Source organism: Saccharothrix hoggarensis (assembly GCF_052936025.1).
On sequence record NZ_CP193624.1, the window covers coordinates 5,566,834 to 5,585,946 of the forward strand.

General features: G+C 73.2%; 15 protein-coding genes. 5 read left to right on the forward strand and 10 right to left on the reverse strand.

The window, feature by feature from the left end:
* Positions 1 to 9: 9 nt before the first annotated feature.
* Positions 10 to 2,190, reverse strand: a complete 2,181-nt coding sequence (locus ACRAKH_RS25030; RefSeq protein WP_380729272.1) for a molybdopterin oxidoreductase family protein — start codon at positions 2,188 to 2,190, stop codon at positions 10 to 12.
* A gap of 98 nt (positions 2,191 to 2,288) precedes the next feature.
* Here ACRAKH_RS25030 and ACRAKH_RS25035 point away from each other — a divergent pair, with 98 nt between their 5' ends.
* The gene (locus ACRAKH_RS25035) at positions 2,289 to 3,116 is read left to right on the forward strand and encodes a MerR family transcriptional regulator (RefSeq protein WP_447009333.1); all 828 of its coding nucleotides are present in this window, start codon (positions 2,289 to 2,291) and stop codon (positions 3,114 to 3,116) included.
* Between the two features lie 133 nt (positions 3,117 to 3,249).
* On the opposite strand, the gene ACRAKH_RS25040 is transcribed toward ACRAKH_RS25035, so the two are convergent.
* Positions 3,250 to 6,054 (reverse strand): helix-turn-helix transcriptional regulator, encoded by a 2,805-nt coding sequence (locus ACRAKH_RS25040; RefSeq protein ID WP_447009334.1) that lies wholly within the window; start codon positions 6,052 to 6,054, stop codon positions 3,250 to 3,252.
* A gap of 124 nt (positions 6,055 to 6,178) precedes the next feature.
* Here ACRAKH_RS25040 and ACRAKH_RS25045 point away from each other — a divergent pair, with 124 nt between their 5' ends.
* Positions 6,179 to 7,372, forward strand: a complete 1,194-nt coding sequence (locus ACRAKH_RS25045; RefSeq protein ID WP_380725871.1) for a serine hydrolase domain-containing protein — start codon at positions 6,179 to 6,181, stop codon at positions 7,370 to 7,372.
* 127 nt (positions 7,373 to 7,499) lie between these two features.
* Here the strand turns inward: ACRAKH_RS25045 and ACRAKH_RS25050 are convergent, their stop codons facing one another.
* The gene (locus ACRAKH_RS25050; RefSeq protein ID WP_380725869.1) at positions 7,500 to 8,132 is read right to left on the reverse strand and encodes a TetR/AcrR family transcriptional regulator; all 633 of its coding nucleotides are present in this window, start codon (positions 8,130 to 8,132) and stop codon (positions 7,500 to 7,502) included.
* A gap of 236 nt (positions 8,133 to 8,368) precedes the next feature.
* On the opposite strand from ACRAKH_RS25050, the gene ACRAKH_RS25055 reads away from it, so the two are divergent.
* Positions 8,369 to 8,848 carry a DinB family protein gene (locus tag ACRAKH_RS25055; protein WP_380725867.1) on the forward strand — a complete coding sequence of 160 codons (480 nt, stop codon included), beginning with the start codon at positions 8,369 to 8,371 and terminating at the stop codon, positions 8,846 to 8,848.
* A gap of 156 nt (positions 8,849 to 9,004) precedes the next feature.
* On the forward strand, positions 9,005 to 9,988 hold the full coding sequence (locus ACRAKH_RS25060; RefSeq protein WP_380725865.1) for a PHP domain-containing protein: 984 nt from the start codon (positions 9,005 to 9,007) through the stop codon (positions 9,986 to 9,988).
* A 9-nt stretch (positions 9,989 to 9,997) separates the two neighbouring features.
* On the opposite strand, the gene ACRAKH_RS25065 is transcribed toward ACRAKH_RS25060, so the two are convergent.
* A complete protein-coding gene (locus tag ACRAKH_RS25065) occupies positions 9,998 to 11,002 on the reverse strand; it encodes a radical SAM protein (RefSeq protein ID WP_380725863.1) in 1,005 nt (334 codons plus the stop codon).
* Between the two features lie 256 nt (positions 11,003 to 11,258).
* Here ACRAKH_RS25065 and ACRAKH_RS25070 point away from each other — a divergent pair, with 256 nt between their 5' ends.
* Positions 11,259 to 11,933: an NPCBM/NEW2 domain-containing protein gene (locus ACRAKH_RS25070; RefSeq protein ID WP_380725861.1), complete on the forward strand. Its 675-nt coding sequence runs from the start codon at positions 11,259 to 11,261 to the stop codon at positions 11,931 to 11,933.
* A 303-nt stretch (positions 11,934 to 12,236) separates the two neighbouring features.
* Here the strand turns inward: ACRAKH_RS25070 and ACRAKH_RS25075 are convergent, their stop codons facing one another.
* Genes ACRAKH_RS25075 through ACRAKH_RS25100 form a run of 6 tightly spaced genes read right to left on the reverse strand, consistent with a single transcriptional unit; the run spans position 12,237 to position 18,986 of the window.
* On the reverse strand, positions 12,237 to 13,529 hold the full coding sequence (locus ACRAKH_RS25075) for an ABC transporter substrate-binding protein (protein WP_380725859.1): 1,293 nt from the start codon (positions 13,527 to 13,529) through the stop codon (positions 12,237 to 12,239).
* 13 nt (positions 13,530 to 13,542) lie between these two features.
* Positions 13,543 to 14,643: a branched-chain amino acid ABC transporter permease gene (locus tag ACRAKH_RS25080; RefSeq protein ID WP_380725856.1), complete on the reverse strand. Its 1,101-nt coding sequence runs from the start codon at positions 14,641 to 14,643 to the stop codon at positions 13,543 to 13,545.
* Positions 14,640 to 15,527: a branched-chain amino acid ABC transporter permease gene (locus ACRAKH_RS25085; protein WP_380725854.1), complete on the reverse strand. Its 888-nt coding sequence runs from the start codon at positions 15,525 to 15,527 to the stop codon at positions 14,640 to 14,642. The genes ACRAKH_RS25080 and ACRAKH_RS25085 overlap by 4 nt, the downstream gene beginning before the upstream one ends.
* Positions 15,524 to 17,380 carry an AMP-dependent synthetase/ligase gene (locus ACRAKH_RS25090; RefSeq protein ID WP_380725852.1) on the reverse strand — a complete coding sequence of 619 codons (1,857 nt, stop codon included), beginning with the start codon at positions 17,378 to 17,380 and terminating at the stop codon, positions 15,524 to 15,526. The genes ACRAKH_RS25085 and ACRAKH_RS25090 overlap by 4 nt, the downstream gene beginning before the upstream one ends.
* Positions 17,377 to 18,204: an ABC transporter ATP-binding protein gene (locus tag ACRAKH_RS25095; RefSeq protein ID WP_380725850.1), complete on the reverse strand. Its 828-nt coding sequence runs from the start codon at positions 18,202 to 18,204 to the stop codon at positions 17,377 to 17,379. Before ACRAKH_RS25095 ends, ACRAKH_RS25090 begins: the two co-directional genes overlap by 4 nt.
* Positions 18,201 to 18,986 (reverse strand): ABC transporter ATP-binding protein, encoded by a 786-nt coding sequence (locus ACRAKH_RS25100; RefSeq protein ID WP_380725848.1) that lies wholly within the window; start codon positions 18,984 to 18,986, stop codon positions 18,201 to 18,203. The genes ACRAKH_RS25095 and ACRAKH_RS25100 overlap by 4 nt, the downstream gene beginning before the upstream one ends.
* Positions 18,987 to 19,113 lie beyond the last annotated feature (127 nt).

Sequence of the window (19,113 nt, forward strand, 5' to 3'; positions counted from 1 at the left end):
GGGTGCTCCTCACTGGGCGGTGGTGGTGGCGTGTGCGGTGCCGGCGTGTGCCGTGGTGCGGTGTGGTTCGGGGGCGGTGCGGGCCGGGGTGACGACGACCGGGACGCCGTTCAGCACGGCGGTGCCCGACAGCGGGTCCACGGCGAGGTCGTCGGTGAGCAGGTTGACGTTGACGCCGGGGTGCGCCCGCGCCGTGGCGAGCCGGGTGCCGGGCCGGTCGTGGCCCCAGCCGTGCGGCAGGCTGACCACGCCGGCGGCCATGTCGGCGCTGACCTCCACCGTCGCCTCGACCTCGCCGACGCGCGACGTCACGCGGGCCGCGGACCCGTCCGCCAGGCCGAGCCGCTCGGCGTCGGCCGGGCTCACCAGCAGCGTGCACAGGTCCTTGCCCTTCACCAGCGCGGGCACGTTGTGCAGCCACGAGTTGTTCGACCGCAGGTGACGTCGGCCGACCAGCACCAGCCCGTCGGACGGCGCGCGCAGCGCCGCGAGCACGCGGGGCACGTCGGCCGCGATCGGCTCCGGGCACAGCTCGATCCGCCCGGACGGGGTGCGCAGGACTTCCGGCACGCGGCTCGTCAACGGGCCGAGGTCGACGCCGTGCGGCCGGTCGAGGAGGTCCGCGACCGACAGCCCGTACGGCCCGGAGCGCAGGCGGGCGTCCAGCAGGCGCTCCTCGCGGGTCAGCTCGGACTCGCCGGACAGGCCGACCAGGGCGTCGAGGTCGGCGTCGGGGCCGAGCCCGGCGAAGATCCCGGTGAGCCGCAGCAGGATCTCGCCCTCGTCGCGCTCGTCGGGGCCCAGCGGCACGGCGGGCCGCGTGTACTTGGCGACGTTGCGCACCGCCAGCGCCAGGAACGCGAGGTCGTAGTGCGCGCGGCGGCCGGGCGGCGGTGGCGGGAGGATCACGTCGGCGTGCCGGGTCGTCTCGTTGAGGTACGGGTCGACCGACACCATGAAGTCCACAGTGGACAGTGCGGCGTCGAGGCGGGCCGAGTTGGGCGCGGACAGCGCCGGGTTGCCCGCCACGGTGACCAGCGCCCGCACCCGGCCGGGGCCGGGCGTCTCGATCTCGTCGGCCAACGTGACCACGGGCAGTTCGCCCGCCACCTCGGGCAGGCCGCGCACCCGGCTGCGCCACCGCCCGGTGGTGAACCCAGGCCCGGAGCCGGTGCCGCGACGACCGTGCGCGGGCAGCGGGAACATCGCGCCGCCGGGCCGGTCCAGGTTGCCGGTGAGCACGTTCAGCACGTCCACCAGCCAACTCGCGACCGTGCCGAACTCGACCGTCGTCGTCCCGATCCGCCCGTACACGGCCGCCCGGGGCGCCGCGGCCAGCCGGTGCGTCAGCGCCCGGATCCCGTCCGCGGCGATGCCGCACCGCGCCGCGACCGCCTCCGGTGTGAACGGCTCGCTCAGCGCCCGCACAGCGTCCACGCCGGCGACGTGCGGCGCGAGCGCGCCCAGGTCGACCAGCGACGCGGCGAACAGCTCGTTGACCATGCCCAGCAGCAGGAACACGTCCGTGCCGGGCACGATCGGCAGGTGCTCGTCGGCCGCGGCGGCGGTGCGGCTGCGCCTTGGGTCGACCACGACGAACGCGCCGCCGCGCCTGCGCAGCGCCCGGAGCCGGCCGGGCGCGTCCGGCACCGTCCACAGGCTGCCGTTGGAGGAGAACGGGTCCGCGCCGAGCAGCAGGAGGAAGTCGGTGCGGTCGATGTCGGGCACCGGGATGGTGAAGATGCCGCCGTACAGGTAGCCGCACGCCACGTGCTTGGGCATCTGGTCGAGGGTGGACGCGGTGAAGACGTTGCGGGTGCCCGCCGCCTTGCGCAGCGCGCCCGCGTACAGGCCGCCGGCCAGCGAGTGCACGTTCGGGTTGCCCAGGTAGAGGGCGACGGCGTCGCGGCCGTGCGCGGCGATGACGTCGCCCAGCCGCTCGTCCACCAGCGCGAACGCCTCGTCCCACGACGCCGGCTCCAGCGTGCCGCCCCGGCGGACCAGGGGCGTGCGGAGGCGGTCGGGGTCGGCGTCCAGCGCGCCGAGGGAGGCGCCCTTCGGGCACAGGTACCCGCCGCTGAACCGGTCCTCCCGGTCGCCGCGCACGGCGGTGATCCGGTCGCCCTCGACGGTCAGCTCCAACCCGCAGGTCGCCTCGCACAGCGGGCAGGTCGTGTAGGCGGTGCGCATCCGATTCCCCTCGACGAACGGTCCGGGCCGGTGGCGGGCGGCGGTGGCAAGTCCGCGGGCTTGACCTTCCAGCCCACTGGAAGGCCTACCGTCGTGATGTGACCACGTATCGGATCTCGCAGCTCGCCGAGCGGGTCGGGCTGCGCCCCACGACCCTGCGCTTCTACGAGCAGGCCGGGCTGCTGCCGGCGGAGCGCTCGGAGTCCGGCTACCGGCTCTACGGCGACGACTCGGTGGCACGGCTGGACTTCATCTCGGCCGGCAAGCACCTCGGGTTGCCGCTGGACGCGATCCGCGAGCTGCTGTCGGTCTGGGAGGACGGCCGGTGCGCCGACGTCCGGGACGAACTCCGCCCCGCGCTGCGGGAACGTCTCGCCGAAGCCGAGCGGCGTGCGGCGGAGCTCGCCGCCTACCGCGAGCGGCTGGGCCGCGCGCTGCGCGAACTGGACGGCCCGGCGCCCGACGGCCCGTGCCGGCCAGGATGCGGTCTGCCGCACCCCCACGCTGGCCGGATCGCGCCGGTAGCCATCGGGTTCGGCCGACCCGCGCCCGCGTCGGACACCCCGCCCGTCGCGTGCACGCTCACGGGCCGCGACCAGGTCGAACGCGTCCGCGCGTGGGAGCGGCTGCTGGCCCGTGCCGACGACCGGCAGGCCGTCGACGGCGGCCTGCGGTTCCGCCTGCCCGCCGACCTCGCCGGCGAGGTCGCCGAGCTCGCCGTCGCGGAGCAGCGGTGCTGCGCGTTCTTCGACTTCGGGCTGCGGCTGTCCGGCGGTGAGCTGCACGTGGAGGTCCGCGCGCCCGAGGAGGCCGCGGCGCTGCTCGCCGAGGTGTTCGGCGCGCCGCCGCCGGCCGCCGGGGACCAGAACGCCGGGGATCAGGCCGCCGCACACCAGAACGCCGGGCACCGGGCCGCCGCGACCTGATCCGCCACGCCGACCCCGCCACGCCGAAGCGGGTCCGGCGCGCCGTGACCGGCGGCGTGCGTCCGCGATGACCTCCACGTCACCCAGGCAACACGGCGGGGTTACCGACCGGTTAGTCGGGACTCCACGACAACTAAGCGCGACCGTCGAGCACGCGCGCGAGCTCCAGCCGCGACGACACGTTCAGCTTGGCGTAGACGCGCGACAGGTACACCTCGATCGTCCGCGGGCTGTAGTGCAGGGCTGCGGCGATGTCGCGGTTGCGCATGCCCTGCTGCACGAGCCGCGCGACGTTCTCTTCCGCCTCGGTGAGCACGCCGGGCGTCTTGGTCCTCGCCCGCGGCACCTTCGCGCCCAGGTCGCGCAGCCGGCCACCGGCCTGCCGGCGCAGGCCGTGCGCGCCCAGCCGCTGGAACACGGCGTACGCGTCGAGGAGCTCCGGCACCGCCCCGCCGTCCACCAGGCCCAGCGCGAGCTGCGCCCGGGCCCGCTCGAAGACCAGGCCGCCGTCCTCCGCCTCCCGCACCGCCTCGCGGAGCAGGTCGGCGTCCCGCTCGACGACACCGGTCACCCGCCGGACGGTGGTGCGGCTCCACGGTGCCACCCGATCGGCCGACACGACCCGCAGGTGCTTCACGGTCCGCCGCGCCTCTTCCACCCGATCGTGTGCAAGATCCAACTCGATCAGGCGACCCAGCAGCACGCACGCGTACGCGGTCATGCCGTCGTCGTCCACGGCCTCGACCAGGGTGGCGCGGGCCCGGGGGGCGTCACCGCGCGCGGCCAGGTAGCCGGCCATCGCCAGCGCGTGCAGGCGGGACATGTTGGGGCTCGTCGGCGGCGGGAACGCGGCCAGCCGGGCGGCCACGTCCAGCTCGCCGCGCCACGTGCGCACCTCCAGCTCGATGGCGCGCAGCCCGTCGAGCATCATCAGCTCCTGCCGCGACTCCAGCTCGGCGGCGGCCCGCCCCACGCGTTCCAGGCAGGCGTCCCAGGCGCCGCCGAACCAGTCCAGCGCCACCCGCGCCATCTCCAGCTCGCCGCGGAACGCGTGGCCGCCGGTCCGTTCCCGCAGCTCCTCGGCACGGCCCAGCCGCCACGACGCGTCCCGCACCAGGCCCGCCAGCGCGCCGGTCGACGCGCCGACCGCCAACGCCTGCAGCTCCAGCGCCGGCTGACCGGCCGCCGCGCGCAACGACCGGTTCGCGTAGTCCACCGTCTTGTCGTGCCGGAACAGCATGGACGTGATGACGGCCAGCCGGTCGAACACCACCACGCCCTCGGCGGCCGACGTGACCGGCATGGCCTCGATCCGCTCGGCGGCGGCCAGGGCGTCGGCGTGCCGCCCGGTGAAGACGAGCAGCAGCGCGCGCTGCGCGTGCAACGCGGCCGGCGCGTCCCCGGCCCGCACCTCCGCGTCGGCGAGCCGCAACGCCTCGGCGAGCCGGCCGACCAGGAACAGGCTGCTCAGCACGACGACCGCGCACCGCGACCGCTCCGGCCCCGGCGGCAGGGCGTCGAGGGCGGCCAGGCCCGGCGCGATCGCGGCCGCCGGGCGGGACGCGTGCGCCAGCGCCCGGCACTGCGAGGCCAGCAGCCCGGCCCGCTCCGGCGCCGCCACCGGCAGCAGCTCCAACGCCCGCGCGCACAGCGCCGCCGCCGTCTCGGGCGCGGTGGTGCGGTTCGCGGCGGCGGCCTGCGCCATCACCCGCACCGCGCGCAGGTCGCCGGGCGGTGCGGACTCGGCCAGGTGCCAGGCCAGCTCCAGCTCGTCCACCGGGAGCCCGCGGTCGCGGTCGTCCAGCAGCCGGGCGCTGATGAGGCTGTGCAGGTGACGGCGCTGCGCCGGACCGATCTCCTGGTACAGCGCCTCGCCGACCAGGGCGTGCGAGAACCGGTAGCCGCGGTCCTCGTCCCGCACCACGATGTGCGCGCGCAGCAGCTCGTCGAACGCGTCGACCACCGTCTCCTCCGGCAGCGACGACACCCGCGCGAGCAGGCCGATCTGGTCCAGCCGCACCCGCCGGAAGATCGACACGGCACGGGCCACCGCACGCGTGTCCCGGTCCAGCGGCGCGACGCGGCGCAGCACGGCCTCCCGCCGGGTCAGCCGGATCGCGGCCGGCGACACGGTCAGCCGGGCCCGGTCGCCGTCCACCGACACCAGGTCCAGCTCCCGCAGCGACCGGGCGATCTCCACCGCGAAGAACGGGTTGCCGTCGGCGCGCTGGTGCACCTCGTGCGCCAGCCCGTCGTCCACGGGCGTGCCCAGCACCGACTCCACGATCCGCGCCACGTCGCCGCCGCTCAACGGCGCCAGCTCCAGCCGCACCACCTCGGCGTGCCGCTCCAGCCGGTCCAGCAGCTCGTCCACGCCGCTGTCGCGGTGGTGCGCGCGGGTGGCGGCGATGAGCACGAGGGGCGCGGCGGTGACCCGGCGCAGCACCACGGCGAGCATGGCCAGCGAGTCGTCGTCGGCCTGGTGGAGGTCGTCCAGCACGAGGGCGGCGGGACGGTCGGCGGCGAGGCCGGTGAGCGCGCGGGCGACCAGCTCGCACGAGCGGCCGAACCACGTCGCGTCCGACGTGCCGCGCACGTCCGGGTTCACGCCGACGTCCGGCGGGACGAGCGCCTCGGGGTCCACCACGGTCAGGTCGAGCGCTTCCGACGCGGCCCGCACGTCGGGCGTCGGCGGCACCGATCGCAGCGCCGCCGCGACCGCCGCGTACGGGATGCGCCTGCTGACGTCGTCCGACTCGGCCGCCGCCACCGCGCACCCGCGGGCGCGAAGCCGGCGGCACGCCTCGGCGATCAGGCTGGACTTGCCGATGCCCGGCTCGCCGGACACCACGACGGCGACCAGACCGGCGGCGGGCACGCGGTCCACCGCGTCGGACACGGCCGCCAGCTCGGTTTCCCGGCCGAAGAAGGACGACAAGGGCGACCTCCCGTCGTTGGCTCCCACCGGGGTCACTCACCCTACCGATTGAGGAATCCCTACTCACGTGTCGTGGCTCACGGTGGTGACATGGGTGCCCACCACCGCCGCACCAGGAGGACCGATGACGGTCGAGGGCACCTGCGCCGACGAGTTCGCCGAAGTGCGCGCCGAGTTCGAACGCAACTTCGCCGAGCGCGGCGAGGTGGGCGGCGGCGTGCACGTGACCGTCGACGGCGAGACCGTCGTGGACCTGTGGGGCGGTGACGCGGGCGGCCGGCCGTGGACCGAGGACACGATCACGCACGTGTGGTCGTGCACCAAGGGCGCCACGGCGTTGTGCGCGCACGTGCTGGCGTCGCGGGGCGAGCTGGACCTGGACGCGCCGGTCGTCCGCTACTGGCCCGAGTACGGGCAGAACGGCAAGGACGGCACGCTGGTGCGGCACCTGCTGGCGCACCAGGCCGGGCTGCCCGCGGTGCGGGAGCCGGTCCCGCCGGGCGGGATGTTCGACTGGGAGCTGATGACGGACCTGCTGGCGCGGCAGGAGCCGTTCTGGGCGCCGGGCACGCGGCACGGCTACCACGCGCTGACGTTCGGGTACCTGATCGGCGAGGTGGTCCGGCGGGTCGCCGGCGCGTCGCTGGCGGAGTTCTTCGAGAAGGAGGTCTCCGGCCCGCTCGGGTTGGACTTCTGGCTGTCGCTGCCGGAGGACCTGGAGCCGCTGGTCGCGCCGACGATCCCGGCCGAGCGCGGCGAGGCCGTGCCCACGATGTACCTGGCGGCGGTGACGCGGCGCGAGTCGATGCAGGCGTTGCTGGTCGCGAACAGCGGCGGGTACGTGGCGGCGTCGAACACGCGTGAGGCGCACGCGGCGCAGTACGGCGCGGTCGGCGGGATGAGCAACGCGCGCGGTTTGGCGCAGATGTACCGGCCGCTGGCGCTGGGCGGCGAGTACAACGGGGTGCGGCTGGTCGACGAGGCGCGCGTGCCGGTCATGTCGGCGGTGGTGACGGCGGGGTTCGACGCGATGCTGCTCGCGCCGTCGCGGTTCTCGGCGGGGTTCATGAAGAGCGTGGACAACCACTACCTGCCCGCCGCGGACCGGGGCGTGGTGCTGTCGGAGGACGCGTTCGGCCACTCCGGGATGGGCGGCTCGCTCGGGTTCGCGGCGCCGGCGTCGCGCCTGTCGTTCGGGTACGTGATGACGAAGATGGGTCCGGGCGTGGGCGTGAACGAGCGCGGTCAGTCCCTTGTGGACGCCGTCTACCGGGCGCTGGGCCACCGGCAGGCGCCGGGCGGCCTCTGGTTCCGCTGATCGGGAGCTCTGGCCGGGTGGCGCTGGTCGGGTGGCGCTGGTCGGGTGGCGCTGGCCGGGTGGCGCTGGTCGGGTGGCTCTGGCCGGGTGGCGGTGGCAGGGTCGCGCCGGCCGGGTGGGGGCGGCGCTACGGCGAGAGGCCGTAGACCGAGCGCAGCCAGACGCACGTCAGGGTGTCGACCAGCTCGCGGTCCCGTGCGGCGGAACGGCGCGACCGCGAGCGGCTGAGGAACGCCTGCTCGTTCATCGCGACCAGGACCGCGGCCAGCGACCGGGCGTCCGGGCCGGGCGGCGCGACGCCGGCCTCCCGCTCGCCGTCGATCTGCGACGCCGTCGCGTCGATGAAGCGGCGGGCCACGCCGGCCCAGAACTCGCGCATCGACGGGTCGGTGTCGCGGGCCCGGACGGAGGCCCGCAGCACCGCGCCGTGCTTGCGCCACAACACGAGGCTTGCGCCGAGGGCGCGGCGGATGGCGTCCTCGGGCGGCTCGCTGCCGCGCCGCAGCCACGACGACGCCGACTCGTACAGGGCGTCCACGACACCGCCGGTGAGGGCGTGCAGCACCGCTTCCCGCGACGCGAAGTGGAAGTAGAACGTCGATCGCGAGATGCCCGCGCCCGACGCCAGCTCGTCGACCGCGATGTCGTCCAGCGAACGCGCCTGCAGCAGGCGTTCCGCCGTGTCCAGGATCGCCTGCGAGGTGAGGTCGCCCTTGCTGGGCTTGCGCCGCGACCCGGCCGTGCCGGCACGTGGGGACATGGCGATCATCCTCGGTTCCGCGCACCGGCGGCCGCAAGCTTTCCGCGCGCAACGCCGCCGAAGTCGCAAATCCGCCGGCGCCCTGCCGCAGAATGGCGGTGTCGCGCGCGCTGGTTGACTTGTGCCGGCTCGCGCCAGGGGAGTCGTGCGGGCCGGCACGGTCGGCATCGCCGTGGGCCGCCCGCTCGCACGAGCCGCCGTGGCCCTCGGCCCGCAACGTGGACAGGAGATCGTGGATGGGCCCGTTCGATGTGCCGCTGGACGACGAACGCACCCAGCTCGAAGCCTTCATCGAGGAGTACCGGGGCGCCATCGAGGCGGCCCTCGACGGTCTCACCGAGGAGCAGGCCCGCCGCCGGCTCGTCCCGTCGGCGACGACGTTGCTCGGGCTGCTCAAGCACGTCACGTGGATGCAGCGGGTGTGGTTCGAGGAGTGCGTCGGCGGCACGCCCCGCCGGGAGCTGGGCCTGGTGCAGACCCCGGACGACTCCTTCCGGCTCGCCGACGACGACACCATCGCCTCGGTCACGGCGGCGCACCGGGAAGCCTGCGCCACGGCGCGTGCGGTGATCGCGGACCTGCCGCTGGACACCGTCGCGACCGGCCACCGGACCGGACCTCGCACCCTCCGCTGGGTGTGCCTGCAGGTGCTGCGGGAACTGGCCCACCACTGCGGGCACGCCGACATCCTGCGGGAACAGGTGCTCGCCGACTGAGTTCGGCGGCCAAGGCCCCGGCGCGGGGCCGCACGCGCGGCTCGGCGGGGGTTGCGGCTCGGCGCACAGGCGCTTCCGCTCCCGCCCGGCGTCCCTGCTCGGCGCGCGGGCGTTCCCGGCTCGCGCGGAGCGGACCGGCTGGAGTAGACAGGACGGGTGGACCCCCTCTGGGCATTGCGACAGGTGGCGTTCCAGCTCGAACGCGCGGGTGAGCCCACCTACCGGGTGCGGGCGTTCCGGAAGGCGGCGGAGGTGGTGGCCGCGTTGCCGGAGGGCGAGGTGGCGCGACGCGTGGCGGCCGGGACGTTGACCGACCTGCCCGGCATCGGCAAGGCCACCGCGGGCGTCGTCGCGGACGCCGTCGCCGGGCGCGAACCGTCCTACCTGAGCCGGTTCCGGGAGCCGGTCGTCGGCGGGCAGGCCCTGCGGGCGTCGCTGAAGGGCGACTGCCACACGCACTCGGACTGGTCCGACGGCGGCAGCCCGATCCGGGAGATGGCCGAGACGGCCCGCGCCCTCGGGCACGAGTGGGTGGTGCTGACCGACCACTCGCCCCGCCTGACCGTCGCCAACGGGCTGTCCGCGGACCGGCTGCTCGCCCAGCTGGACGTCGTCGCCGAGCTGAACGCCGAGCTCGCGCCGTTCCGCGTCCTCACCGGGATCGAGGTCGACATCCTGGACGACGGCTCGCTCGACCAGCGGCCGGACCTGTTGGAGCGGCTGGACGTCGTGGTGGCCAGCGTCCACTCGAAGCTGCGCATGCCCGCCGCCGAGATGACGGCGCGCATGGTGGCCGCCGTGTCCAACCCGCACGTCGACGTCCTCGGCCACTGCACCGGCCGGCTGGTGGTCGGCAAGGGGCGGCCGGAGTCGACGTTCGACGCGGAGGCGGTGTTCTCGGCGTGCGTCGAGCACGGGACCGCCGTCGAGATCAACTCGCGGCCCGAGCGCCGCGACCCGCCGGGACGGCTGCTGCGGCTGGCGGTCGACCTGGGGTGCTCGTTCGCGATCGACAGCGACGCCCACGCGCCGGGGCAGCTGGACTGGCTGTCGTTCGGGTGCGAGCGCGCCGAGGAGTGCGGGGTGACCCCCGATCGGGTGATCAACACGCTGGGGGCGGAGGAGCTCCTGACCCGGTGACCCTCCCCGTCAGCGGCCGGCGGTGGCGGGGCGGTGGGTCCGGGACGCCCTGACCAGGTGGCCGTACCAGGGCACCAGGGGGCCGGTCCGGCCGTCCACCAGGCGTTGCCACGTCGTCCGGCACAGGGCGAGGAACGGTGCGGCGTCCCAGGCCCGTGCGAGGTCGGCCAGCGGCCGGTCCAGGACGTTGCCCAGGCCGTAACGGCGGTCGAAGCCGTAGGACACCGGCACCACCGCGCCGTTCGCCTCGACGACCAACGGGGTCAGCCAGCCGCCGAGGGGTCGGCCGTCGTCCACCGGCACGGCCATGAACGCCTCCGGCTTCCGCGCCAGCATGGTGCGCGGCACGGCGTCGAGCTGCACGGCGAGCCCGTGGTCCTCCGCGATCCGGCCCAGCTCGACCGCCGCGTACGCCAGCTCGACCGAGTCCGGGCGCTCACCGGGCATGGACCTGCTCGCCGCACCCTCGGGTTCGAGCGGGTGAACTTGGAGCAGCAGCGCCCCGGACCGGGCCGCCGCCACGGCGACGTCACCCAGTTGAGTGGCATTTCCCTGCGTCAGGGTGGTGATCACGCCGACCGGGATGCCGGCCTCCGTGAGCCTGCGGATGCCCGCCAACGCCTTGTCGAAGCACCCTTCCAGGTCCCGGATGCGGTCGTGGGTGGCCCGGTCGCCGTCCAGCGACACGGCCACCAGGTCGACCAGCCCGCGCACCACGCCGATGCGCCGCTGCGTCAACGCCACCGCGTTCGTGGTGACGGTGGTCCGCATGCCCGCCGCACGGGCCGCGCGCAGCAGGGCGGGCAGCTCCGGGTACAGGAACGGCTCGCCGCCGGACACGTTGAGCACGTCGTAGCCCAGCGCGGCGGCGTCCCGGACCACGGCGGACAGCACGGCGATCGGGACGGACTCGGCGACGTCCGGGCCGGAGCTGGAGTAGCAGTGCAGGCAGCGCAGGTTGCACAACCTGGTCGGGTGAACTTGCAGGACGGCCCGGCCGCTCGTCTGCCCCATCCCACCCTCCCGTGATCCTCGACTACCCGTATGGAGCACGGTCGGGCCCCGGTGATACGTCCCGCGGCCCGGCACTTCAGGCCCGCCGGCGGACGTCGAGGCGACGCGCCCGGCCCCGACAACGCCCCCGAATCGAATTCCGCTGAATCGAGCCCGATTCGGTTCGGGCCGGTGCTAGTCTCCCGCCCCAGTCGGGACGAATGCGCACCGACAATGACGAGTTCGGCTCACGTCTGGGACCTGAGAGGTCGGCGACATGGATGACCGGGATCGCGAACCCGCCCGCGCCGGCGGTCGGGGCAGAACGGTGGCGTTGTTGTCGGCCGCCGGTGTGGCGGTCCTGGCGCTGGGCGTGGTGATCGGCACGCGGCTGGACACGTCGTCCACCTCCGCCGCCGCGGACAGCCCGCCGACCTCCGCCACACCGCCCACCACCCCGGCGACGGTCGTGACCAGCGAATCCATCGCCATGCTGCGCCCCGGCGCCACGTGGCTCGCCGACCTCGCACCGGTCGACAGCAGCTCGATCGACGACATGTACGTCGAGAGCCCGTGGACGGCCGCGGCGGCGCGGGTGCGCGGCGTCACCTACGGCAAAGCCGTTTCCGCGACCGGCGCGTGGTGTTCCTCCGCGCAACTCGTATTCGCCCTCGACGGGAAATACGATAAGTTCTCGGCACACGTCGGCATCGCCGAGGACTCATTGGAGACGAAAGGACTGGACTTCTACGTCCTGGCCGACGACAAACGCGTCGCGGAAATCCCGGACGTCGGCCTGACCCCGCAGCCGGTCGACATTTCGGTGGCCGGCGCGAGCCGCCTCGCCATCGGCGTCGAGCCCACGGCGTCCGACCTCAGCGACTGCCCCGGCCCCGAACGGGTGGGCGTGTGGGCCGACCCGTCGCTGACCGCCGCCACCCCGCCGAACTGACCTCACGCCACGGGCTGACGCCACCTGACGCACTCCCGCGCCACCCCGCCGACCACCGCACCACCGCACCACCGCACCACCGCACCACCCGACAGCCGCCACACCACGAGACGGCCGCACCACCCGACAGCCGCTGCCCACCCGACGGGCCGCCGCACGACGGGAGTGACCGCCGGCCCACCGGATCGCCGGCCCGTCGTCACACCTGCCGTCCCGTCACGGGCGCGGAGGGCGAGACGCCAAGGCGCCCCGACCACCGAGAGCGGTGGTCGGGGCGCCGGGTCGTGCGGGCGGTCGGGTCGGTCAGGTGTAGCAGGGCTTCTCGAACTTGAAGTCCTTCGCCGTCGGCCCGGTGAAGAAGTCCTCCACCAGCCCCAGGCCGGTCTGCCCGGACTCGTCCGGCTTGTAGATCAACGTCTGCCGGAACGTGCTGTCGTTCGGGTTGCCGGCGAAGTTGCCCGCGCCCTGCGGCAGCATGCCCTCGTAGTCCACGGAGGTGAGCTGCCGCACCGCGGCCAGCACGCCGGCGCGGGTCAGGTCCTTGTTCTCCGCCGCCTTCTCCAGGGCCGCCTTCAACGGGTACGCCCACACCCACCCGGACGTGTAGCCGTCGTTCGGCGTCACGCCCGGCAGGGCCTCGCGCAGCGCCTTGTGCCCGGGGCTGTCGGTGGTCCACGTCTTCCACGGCGCGGACTGCATGTAGAGCGCCTTGATCGCGGGCGCCGCCGGGCTCTGCATCAAGCCCTGGTTCCACGTCGGCGAGGTGCCGATGAACTTGCCCTTGAACCCGCGCGCCGCGGTCTGGCCGATGATCACGGCGGCGTCGGTCGGCCCGGTGGTCAGGATGACCACGTCCGGCTTGTTCGCCAGCACGGCGTCGATGGCGCCGCCCTGGTTGTCCTGGCCGGTCTGGGTGACCGCGTTCGAGAACGTCACCCCGCGCTTCTCCGCCGCGATCTTCGCGCCCGCCGCCGCGTCGTCGCCGTAGTCACCCGGCAGGTGCACGGCCATGACGCTCTTCGCGCCGAGCTTGTCGACCGCGTAGTCCACCGAGTTCATCGACTCGACGCAGTAGTTCGCGCCGGATTCGAGGATGACCTCCTCCACGCCCCACAGCGACGTCCACGACGCCGGCACGCTCACCATCTGCGTGCTCTCCAGGTCGGGCAGGATCGCCGCGGTCGTCGGCGAGCCCAGGGTCTGGGTCAGCGCCAGCACCTTGCCCTTGATCTCCTGGTAGACCTGGTTGTGGATCTGCGGGTTGTACTTGTTGTCCTTGACGTGCGTCGTGACGTCCACGTCGTACCCGCCGATGCCGCCCTGGTCGTTGACCCGCTTCCAGAACGCCTTCTGCGCGTCCGTGATCGGCACGGCCAGCGTCTTGAACGGCCCTTCCGTCAGGTCCGAGATCGTGCCCAGGTAGATGCAGCCCCGGTCACTGTGGCCGGTGTCCGGGCACGGCTCGCTGGTCACGCCGAAATCGACCTTGATGCCGCCCTTGCCCTCCTGCGGGGCCGCGCCGTCGCCACCGCGACAGGCGACGGCGGCCAGCGCGACGACCGAGAGCACCGCGAGCACCGTTCTGTGACTTGCCATCCCATCCACCCTTTCAGTACGAGAAAGGCCAAGTGCGCCAGTAGTTGCGGACGCGCACCCAGATACCGAACAGGCCACGTGGTTCCACGATCAGGAACACCACGATCAGCAGCCCGTAGAGGACCGCCTCGACCTGGAACACCGTGACCGCACCGGTCGCGTCGGCGCTGACGAACGGCAGCACCGTCGGGAGCTCCCGGGTGATGCGCGGCAGCAGCGTGATGAACAGCGCGCCCATGATGGCGCCGGAGATCGTCCCCGCGCCGCCGATGAGCACCATCGCGATGTACTGCACCGACAGGAGCAGCCCGAACGAGCCGGGGTCGAAGAACCCGTTGACCACGAACAACAACGAGCCGGCCACCCCGGCGTAGAACGACGACACGGCGAAGGCGAGCGCCTTGTACCGGGTCAGGTCGACGCCGATCACCGCCGCCGCCAGGTCCCGGTCCCGCACCGCCGCGAACGCGCGACCGATCCGCGACCGCACCAGGTTCCGGGCCAGCACGGCGAAGATCACCAGCAGCACGAACATCAGCAGGTACAGCTGCTGCGGCCCGGTGAACAGCGCCGAAGCCCGGTCCAGCCGCACGCCGAACAGCTCGGGCACCGCCGCGGGCCGCCCCACGCCGGGGCCGCCGGTCAGCGACGTCCACTCGCGGAAGACGTGCTCGCCGAGGAACACCAGCCCCAGCGTCACGATCGCGAGGTACAGGCCGCGCAGCCGCGCCGCGATGGGCGCCACGATCAGCCCGGCCAGCCCGGCGACGAGCCCGGACGCCAGCAGCCACACCGGCAGCGACGTCACGCCGAACCCGAGCACCCGCCCGTCCGGGTCGCCGGACAGCGCCGCGCCCGTGTACGCGCCGATGGCGAGGAAGAACGCGTGCCCCAACGACACCTGCCCCGCGTACCCGGTCACGATGTTCAGCCCGATCGCGCCGATCGCGGCCACGAACCCGGTCGCCAGCAGCATCAGCAGGTCGTCGGTGATGGCGAACGGCAGGAGCAGCGCGACCACCACCAGCGATCCCGTCCACGCGCGCTTGGGCCGCGTGTTCAGGAACGCCATGTCCTGCGAGTAGGAGGTGTAGAGATCCGGACGACCCTTCACAGGCGTTCCACCTCCTTGCTGCCGAACAGCCCGTAGGGCCGCACGAGCAGCACGACCAGCATCAGCACGTACGGCGCGACCAGCGCGAAGTTCGGCCCGAGCCACGGCGCCACGTCACCCTGGTAGGTGCCGACCAGCGACTCCACCACCCCGACCGCGAGCCCGCCGACGACCGCGCCGCCGAGCGAGTCCAGCCCGCCGAGGATGATCGCCGGCAACGCCTTCAGCGCGATCACCCACAACTGCTGGTCCACGCCCGCGCCGGTGGCCACGAACACCCCGGCCAACGCCGCCAGCCCGCCCGCGATGGCCCACGACAGGGCGAACACCGAGCCGACCGAGATGCCCTGCGCCAGCGCCACCTCCTGGTCGTAGGCGACGGCGCGCATGGCCAGCCCGACCCGGGAGAACCGGAAGAACGCGAACAGCACCGCGACCACGGCCACCGTCGTCCCGAACATCACCAGGTACCGCTGCTGCACCTCGACGCCGAGCAGCGTCACCGTCGACAGGCCCCACGGGTCGCCGACCTGGCGCACGTCCAGCCCGATGAACGCGTTGGTCACCACGCGCACCACGACGTCCACGCCGATGGTGATGATCGCGACCACGAACACCGGCTTGCCGATCATGGGCCGCAGCACGGTCCGCTCCACGCCCAGCGCGAGCACCGCGATCAGCACCGCCGCGATGGGCACGGCGACGAAGAACCCGACCTCCGCGGCCAGGTAGCTGACCAGGACCGCGCCCGCCAGCATGAACGCGGGCTGGGCGAAGCTGATCACCCTGGTGGACTTGTAGATGATGACGAAACCCAGCGCCAGCAGCGCGTAGATCGAGCCGGAGCCGAGGCCCCGGATCAGCGACTGCACGAACTCGCTCATCCGCGCCCCCCGAGGTACATGTCCTCCACGAGGTCGCCGAACACCTTGGCCAGCGCCGACCGCTTCACCTTCTGCGTCGCGGTCAGCTCGCCGTCCTCGTGGTCGAGCTCCTTGGGCAGCATGCGGAACTTCTTGACCTGCTCGACGCTCGCGAACCTCTCGTTGACCTTCGTCACGATGCCCTGCACCAACTCGCGCACCTCGTCCTTCTCCGCCAGGTCGCGGTAGGTGGTGTAGGTGATCCGGCGCTGCCGCGCCCAGTGGCCGACGGTGTCCTGCTCGATGCCGATCAGCGCCACCAGGTACGGGCGCTGGTCGCCGAGCACGATCGCCTCCTTGATGTACGGGGAGGTCTTCAGCGCGTTCTCGATCTCCGACGGGGCCACGTTCTTGCCGCCGGCGGTGATGATGATGTCCTTCATCCGGTCGGTGATCCGGACGTGCGTGCCGTCGACCCACTCGCCGACGTCGCCGGTGCGCAGCCACCCGTCCGGGGTCATGGCCCGCCGGGTGGCGTCCTCGTCGCGCCAGTAGCCCGCGAACACGCCCGCGTGCCGGGTCTGGATCTCGCCGTCGTCGGCGATCCGCAGCTCCACGCCGGGGTGCGGCTCGCCGACCGTGCCCACCTTGACCCGGCCGGGCCGGTTGCCGGTGGCGATGGCGCTGTTCTCGGTCATCCCGTACACCTCGTGCATCGGCACGCCGATGCCCATGAAGAACCGCAGCACCTCGGGCGAGATGGGCGCGGCGCCCGACGCGGCGTACCGGACGTGGCGCATCCCGATCCGCGCCTTGAGCGCGCGGAAGCAGAACAGCCAGCCCACGGCGTACGTGAGCCGCGTGGCGGCCGTGTGCCTGCCGCCGTTGCGCACCAGCCGCTCGCCGAGGCCGTCGGCGACCCGGAGCCAGAACCGGGTCGTGACGCGCTTGAGCCAGGTGGCGCTGGAGGCGCTGATCGTGATGGCCGCCAGCACCTTCTCCCAGATGCGCGGCACGCCGAACAGGATCGTCGGCTGCACCTCGCGCAGGTTCGCCTGCACCGTCTCGATGGACTCGGCGAAGTGCACCTGCACGCCCGCCGACGCGCTGAACCACGTGGTGAAGATGCGTTCGGCGACGTGGCACAGCGGCAGGTAGGAGAGGGTGACGTCCTTCGGCGACGGCGGCGGCGACGTGAACCCGCCGCCCTCGACCAGGGCTTCGATGGCGAACTCGACGTTGGCCACGGTGAGCATCGCGCCCTTGGGCGGCCCGGTCGTGCCCGACGTGTAGATCAACGTCATCACGTCGTCCGGCTCGACCTCGCGCATCCGGCGGTCCACCGCGTCCGGCGCGGCGGCCCGGTGCTCCTCGCCGAGGGCGAGGAAGTCGTCCCAGTGCAGCAGCCTGGGGTTGTCGTAGCGGTGCCGGATGCCGCGCGGCTCCAGGTAGACGATGCGCTCCAGTTCGGGCAGCGCGTCCAGCACGGACAGCGCCTTGTCGACCTGCTCCTGGTCCTCGGCGATGAGGACGCGGGCGCCGGAGTGCGACAGCAGGTAGGCGACCTCGCTCGCCGGGTTCGTCGGGTACAGGCCCACGGTGATCGCCCGCACGGCGACCGCGCCGAGGTCGGCGTACAGCCACTCGCGCCGGTTCTCGGAGTGGATCGCGACCCGGTCGCCGGGGTCGAGGCCGAGCGCGAGCAGGGCGTGCCCGACGAGTTCGACCTGGTCCCAGTACCGGGCCCAGGTGACCTCCCGCCAGATGCCCAGGTCCTTGGCGCGCATCGCCACCGCGTCCGGCGTGGCCGCCGCCCGGTCCCGCACGCGGGTGACGACGGTGGTGAGGGCGGTGGTGGCGGTCGCGGCGGTCATGCGGAACCTCCCACGGTCTGGTGCGCCTCGCCGAGGTAGGCCCGGACGACGTCCGGGTCCTGCTGCACCTCGGCGGGCGTGCCGGTGCGGATCGGCTTGCCGAAGTCGAGCACCATGACCCGGTCGGCCAGGTCCATGACCAGGCCCATGTCGTGCTCGACCATGATCATCGCGATGCCGAGCTCGTCGCGGACGTCGAGGACGAACCGGGCCATGTCCTCGGTCTCCTCGACGTTCATGCCGGCCACGGGCTCGTCCAGCAGCAGCAGCTTCGGCTCCATCGCCAGGGCGCGCCCCAGCTCGACGCGCTTCTGCACGCCGTAGGGCAGCAGGCCCACCGGCAGGCGCCGCCACTGCTCCAGTTCGAGGAAGTCGACGACCTCCTCGACGGCCGCCCGGTTGGCGCGCTCCTCGCGGCGGGCCCGCCCGACCCACGCGAACGCGGACAGCGCCCCGTACCGCATGTGGTTGTGGCGGCCCAGCATCAGGTTCTCGACCACGGTCAGGTGGGCGAACAGCTCGATGTTCTGGAACGTCCGGGCGACGCCGAGCGCGGCGATCCGGTGCGGCCGCTTGCCGACCAGGTCCTCGCCCAGGAACTGGACCGCGCCGGACTGCGGCCGGTACACGCCGGACAGCACGTTGAAGATCGACGTCTTGCCCGCGCCGTTCGGCCCGATGATCGCGAACAGCTCGCCTGCGGCCACGTGGAACGACACCCCGTCGACGGCCGTGACGCCGTCGAACGCGAGGGTGACGCCCTCGACCTCCAGCACGTTGCCCGCCGGCCCCTCCGCGGGGCCGCGCACGTCGGTACCGCTCACGACAACCACCGCTTCCGCCGCTTGTAGTGCTTCACGTCGCGGAACGACTGCGCGGCGCCCTCACCGCGCAGGCCCAGGTAGAACTCGCGCACGTCCTCGTCGGCGAGCAGCGCGGCGGCGGGCTTGTCCATCACGACCTTGCCGTTCTCCAGCACGTAGCCGTGGTCGGCGATGGACAGCGCCATGGTCGCGTTCTGCTCGACGAGCAGCACGGTCGTGCCCGCCGCGTTGATCTTCACGATGAGGTCGCGGATCTGCTGGACCATGAGCGGCGCGAGGCCGAGGCTCGGCTCGTCCAGCAGCAGGCACCTCGGCTCGGACATGAGCGCCCGGCCGATGGAGAGCATCTGCTGCTCGCCGCCGGACAGGTAGCCCGCGCTCTGCCGCCGCCGCTCCCGCAGCCGCGGGAACAGCTCGTACATGCGTTCGAGGTTCTGCTTGATGCCGCGCGGCCTGCTGTGGCCGCCGATGCGCAGGTTCTCCTCGACCGACAGCTCGGCGAGGATGCGCCTGCCCTCCAGGGCCTGCTTCACGCCGAGCGACGCGATGCGCGTCGGCGACGCGCGGTGGATCGGTGTTCCGTCGAGCGTGATCCGGCCGCGGGTGACCTTGCCGTCGTGCACGTCGAGCAGGCCGGACAACGCCCTGAGCAGCGTCGTCTTGCCCGCGCCGTTCGCGCCGAGGAGGGCCACGATCCGCCCTTCCGGGACCTTCAGGCTCACGCCGCGGAGCACCAGCATGACGTCGTCGTAGACGACCTCAAGGTTGTTCGCCTCAAGCACCAGGCGCCTCCGGGGATGTCGGGGAGGCGATCAGTATGACTCCGATCACAACGTTACCTACCACCGTTCGCAAACCGTGATGAACCAGCGCACGGCTTGTTCGGCTTTCACGATTCTGTTGCTCAGT

What these genes read in the sequence shown, in the direction of transcription:
- ACRAKH_RS25050 (WP_380725869.1), bottom strand. Translation starts at nt 8,132, where the DNA reads ATGTCCCCACGTGCCGGCACGGCCGGGTCGCGGCGCAAGCCCAGCAAG.
- ACRAKH_RS25085 (WP_380725854.1), bottom strand. Translation starts at nt 15,527, where the DNA reads ATGAGCGAGTTCGTGCAGTCGCTGATCCGGGGCCTCGGCTCCGGCTCG.
- ACRAKH_RS25075 (WP_380725859.1), bottom strand. Translation starts at nt 13,529, where the DNA reads ATGGCAAGTCACAGAACGGTGCTCGCGGTGCTCTCGGTCGTCGCGCTG.
- ACRAKH_RS25065 (WP_380725863.1), bottom strand. Translation starts at nt 11,002, where the DNA reads ATGGGGCAGACGAGCGGCCGGGCCGTCCTGCAAGTTCACCCGACCAGG.
- ACRAKH_RS25070 (WP_380725861.1), top strand. Translation starts at nt 11,259, where the DNA reads ATGGATGACCGGGATCGCGAACCCGCCCGCGCCGGCGGTCGGGGCAGA.
- ACRAKH_RS25045 (WP_380725871.1), top strand. Translation starts at nt 6,179, where the DNA reads ATGACGGTCGAGGGCACCTGCGCCGACGAGTTCGCCGAAGTGCGCGCC.
- ACRAKH_RS25090 (WP_380725852.1), bottom strand. Translation starts at nt 17,380, where the DNA reads ATGACCGCCGCGACCGCCACCACCGCCCTCACCACCGTCGTCACCCGC.
- ACRAKH_RS25055 (WP_380725867.1), top strand. Translation starts at nt 8,369, where the DNA reads ATGGGCCCGTTCGATGTGCCGCTGGACGACGAACGCACCCAGCTCGAA.
- ACRAKH_RS25030 (WP_380729272.1), bottom strand. Translation starts at nt 2,190, where the DNA reads ATGCGCACCGCCTACACGACCTGCCCGCTGTGCGAGGCGACCTGCGGG.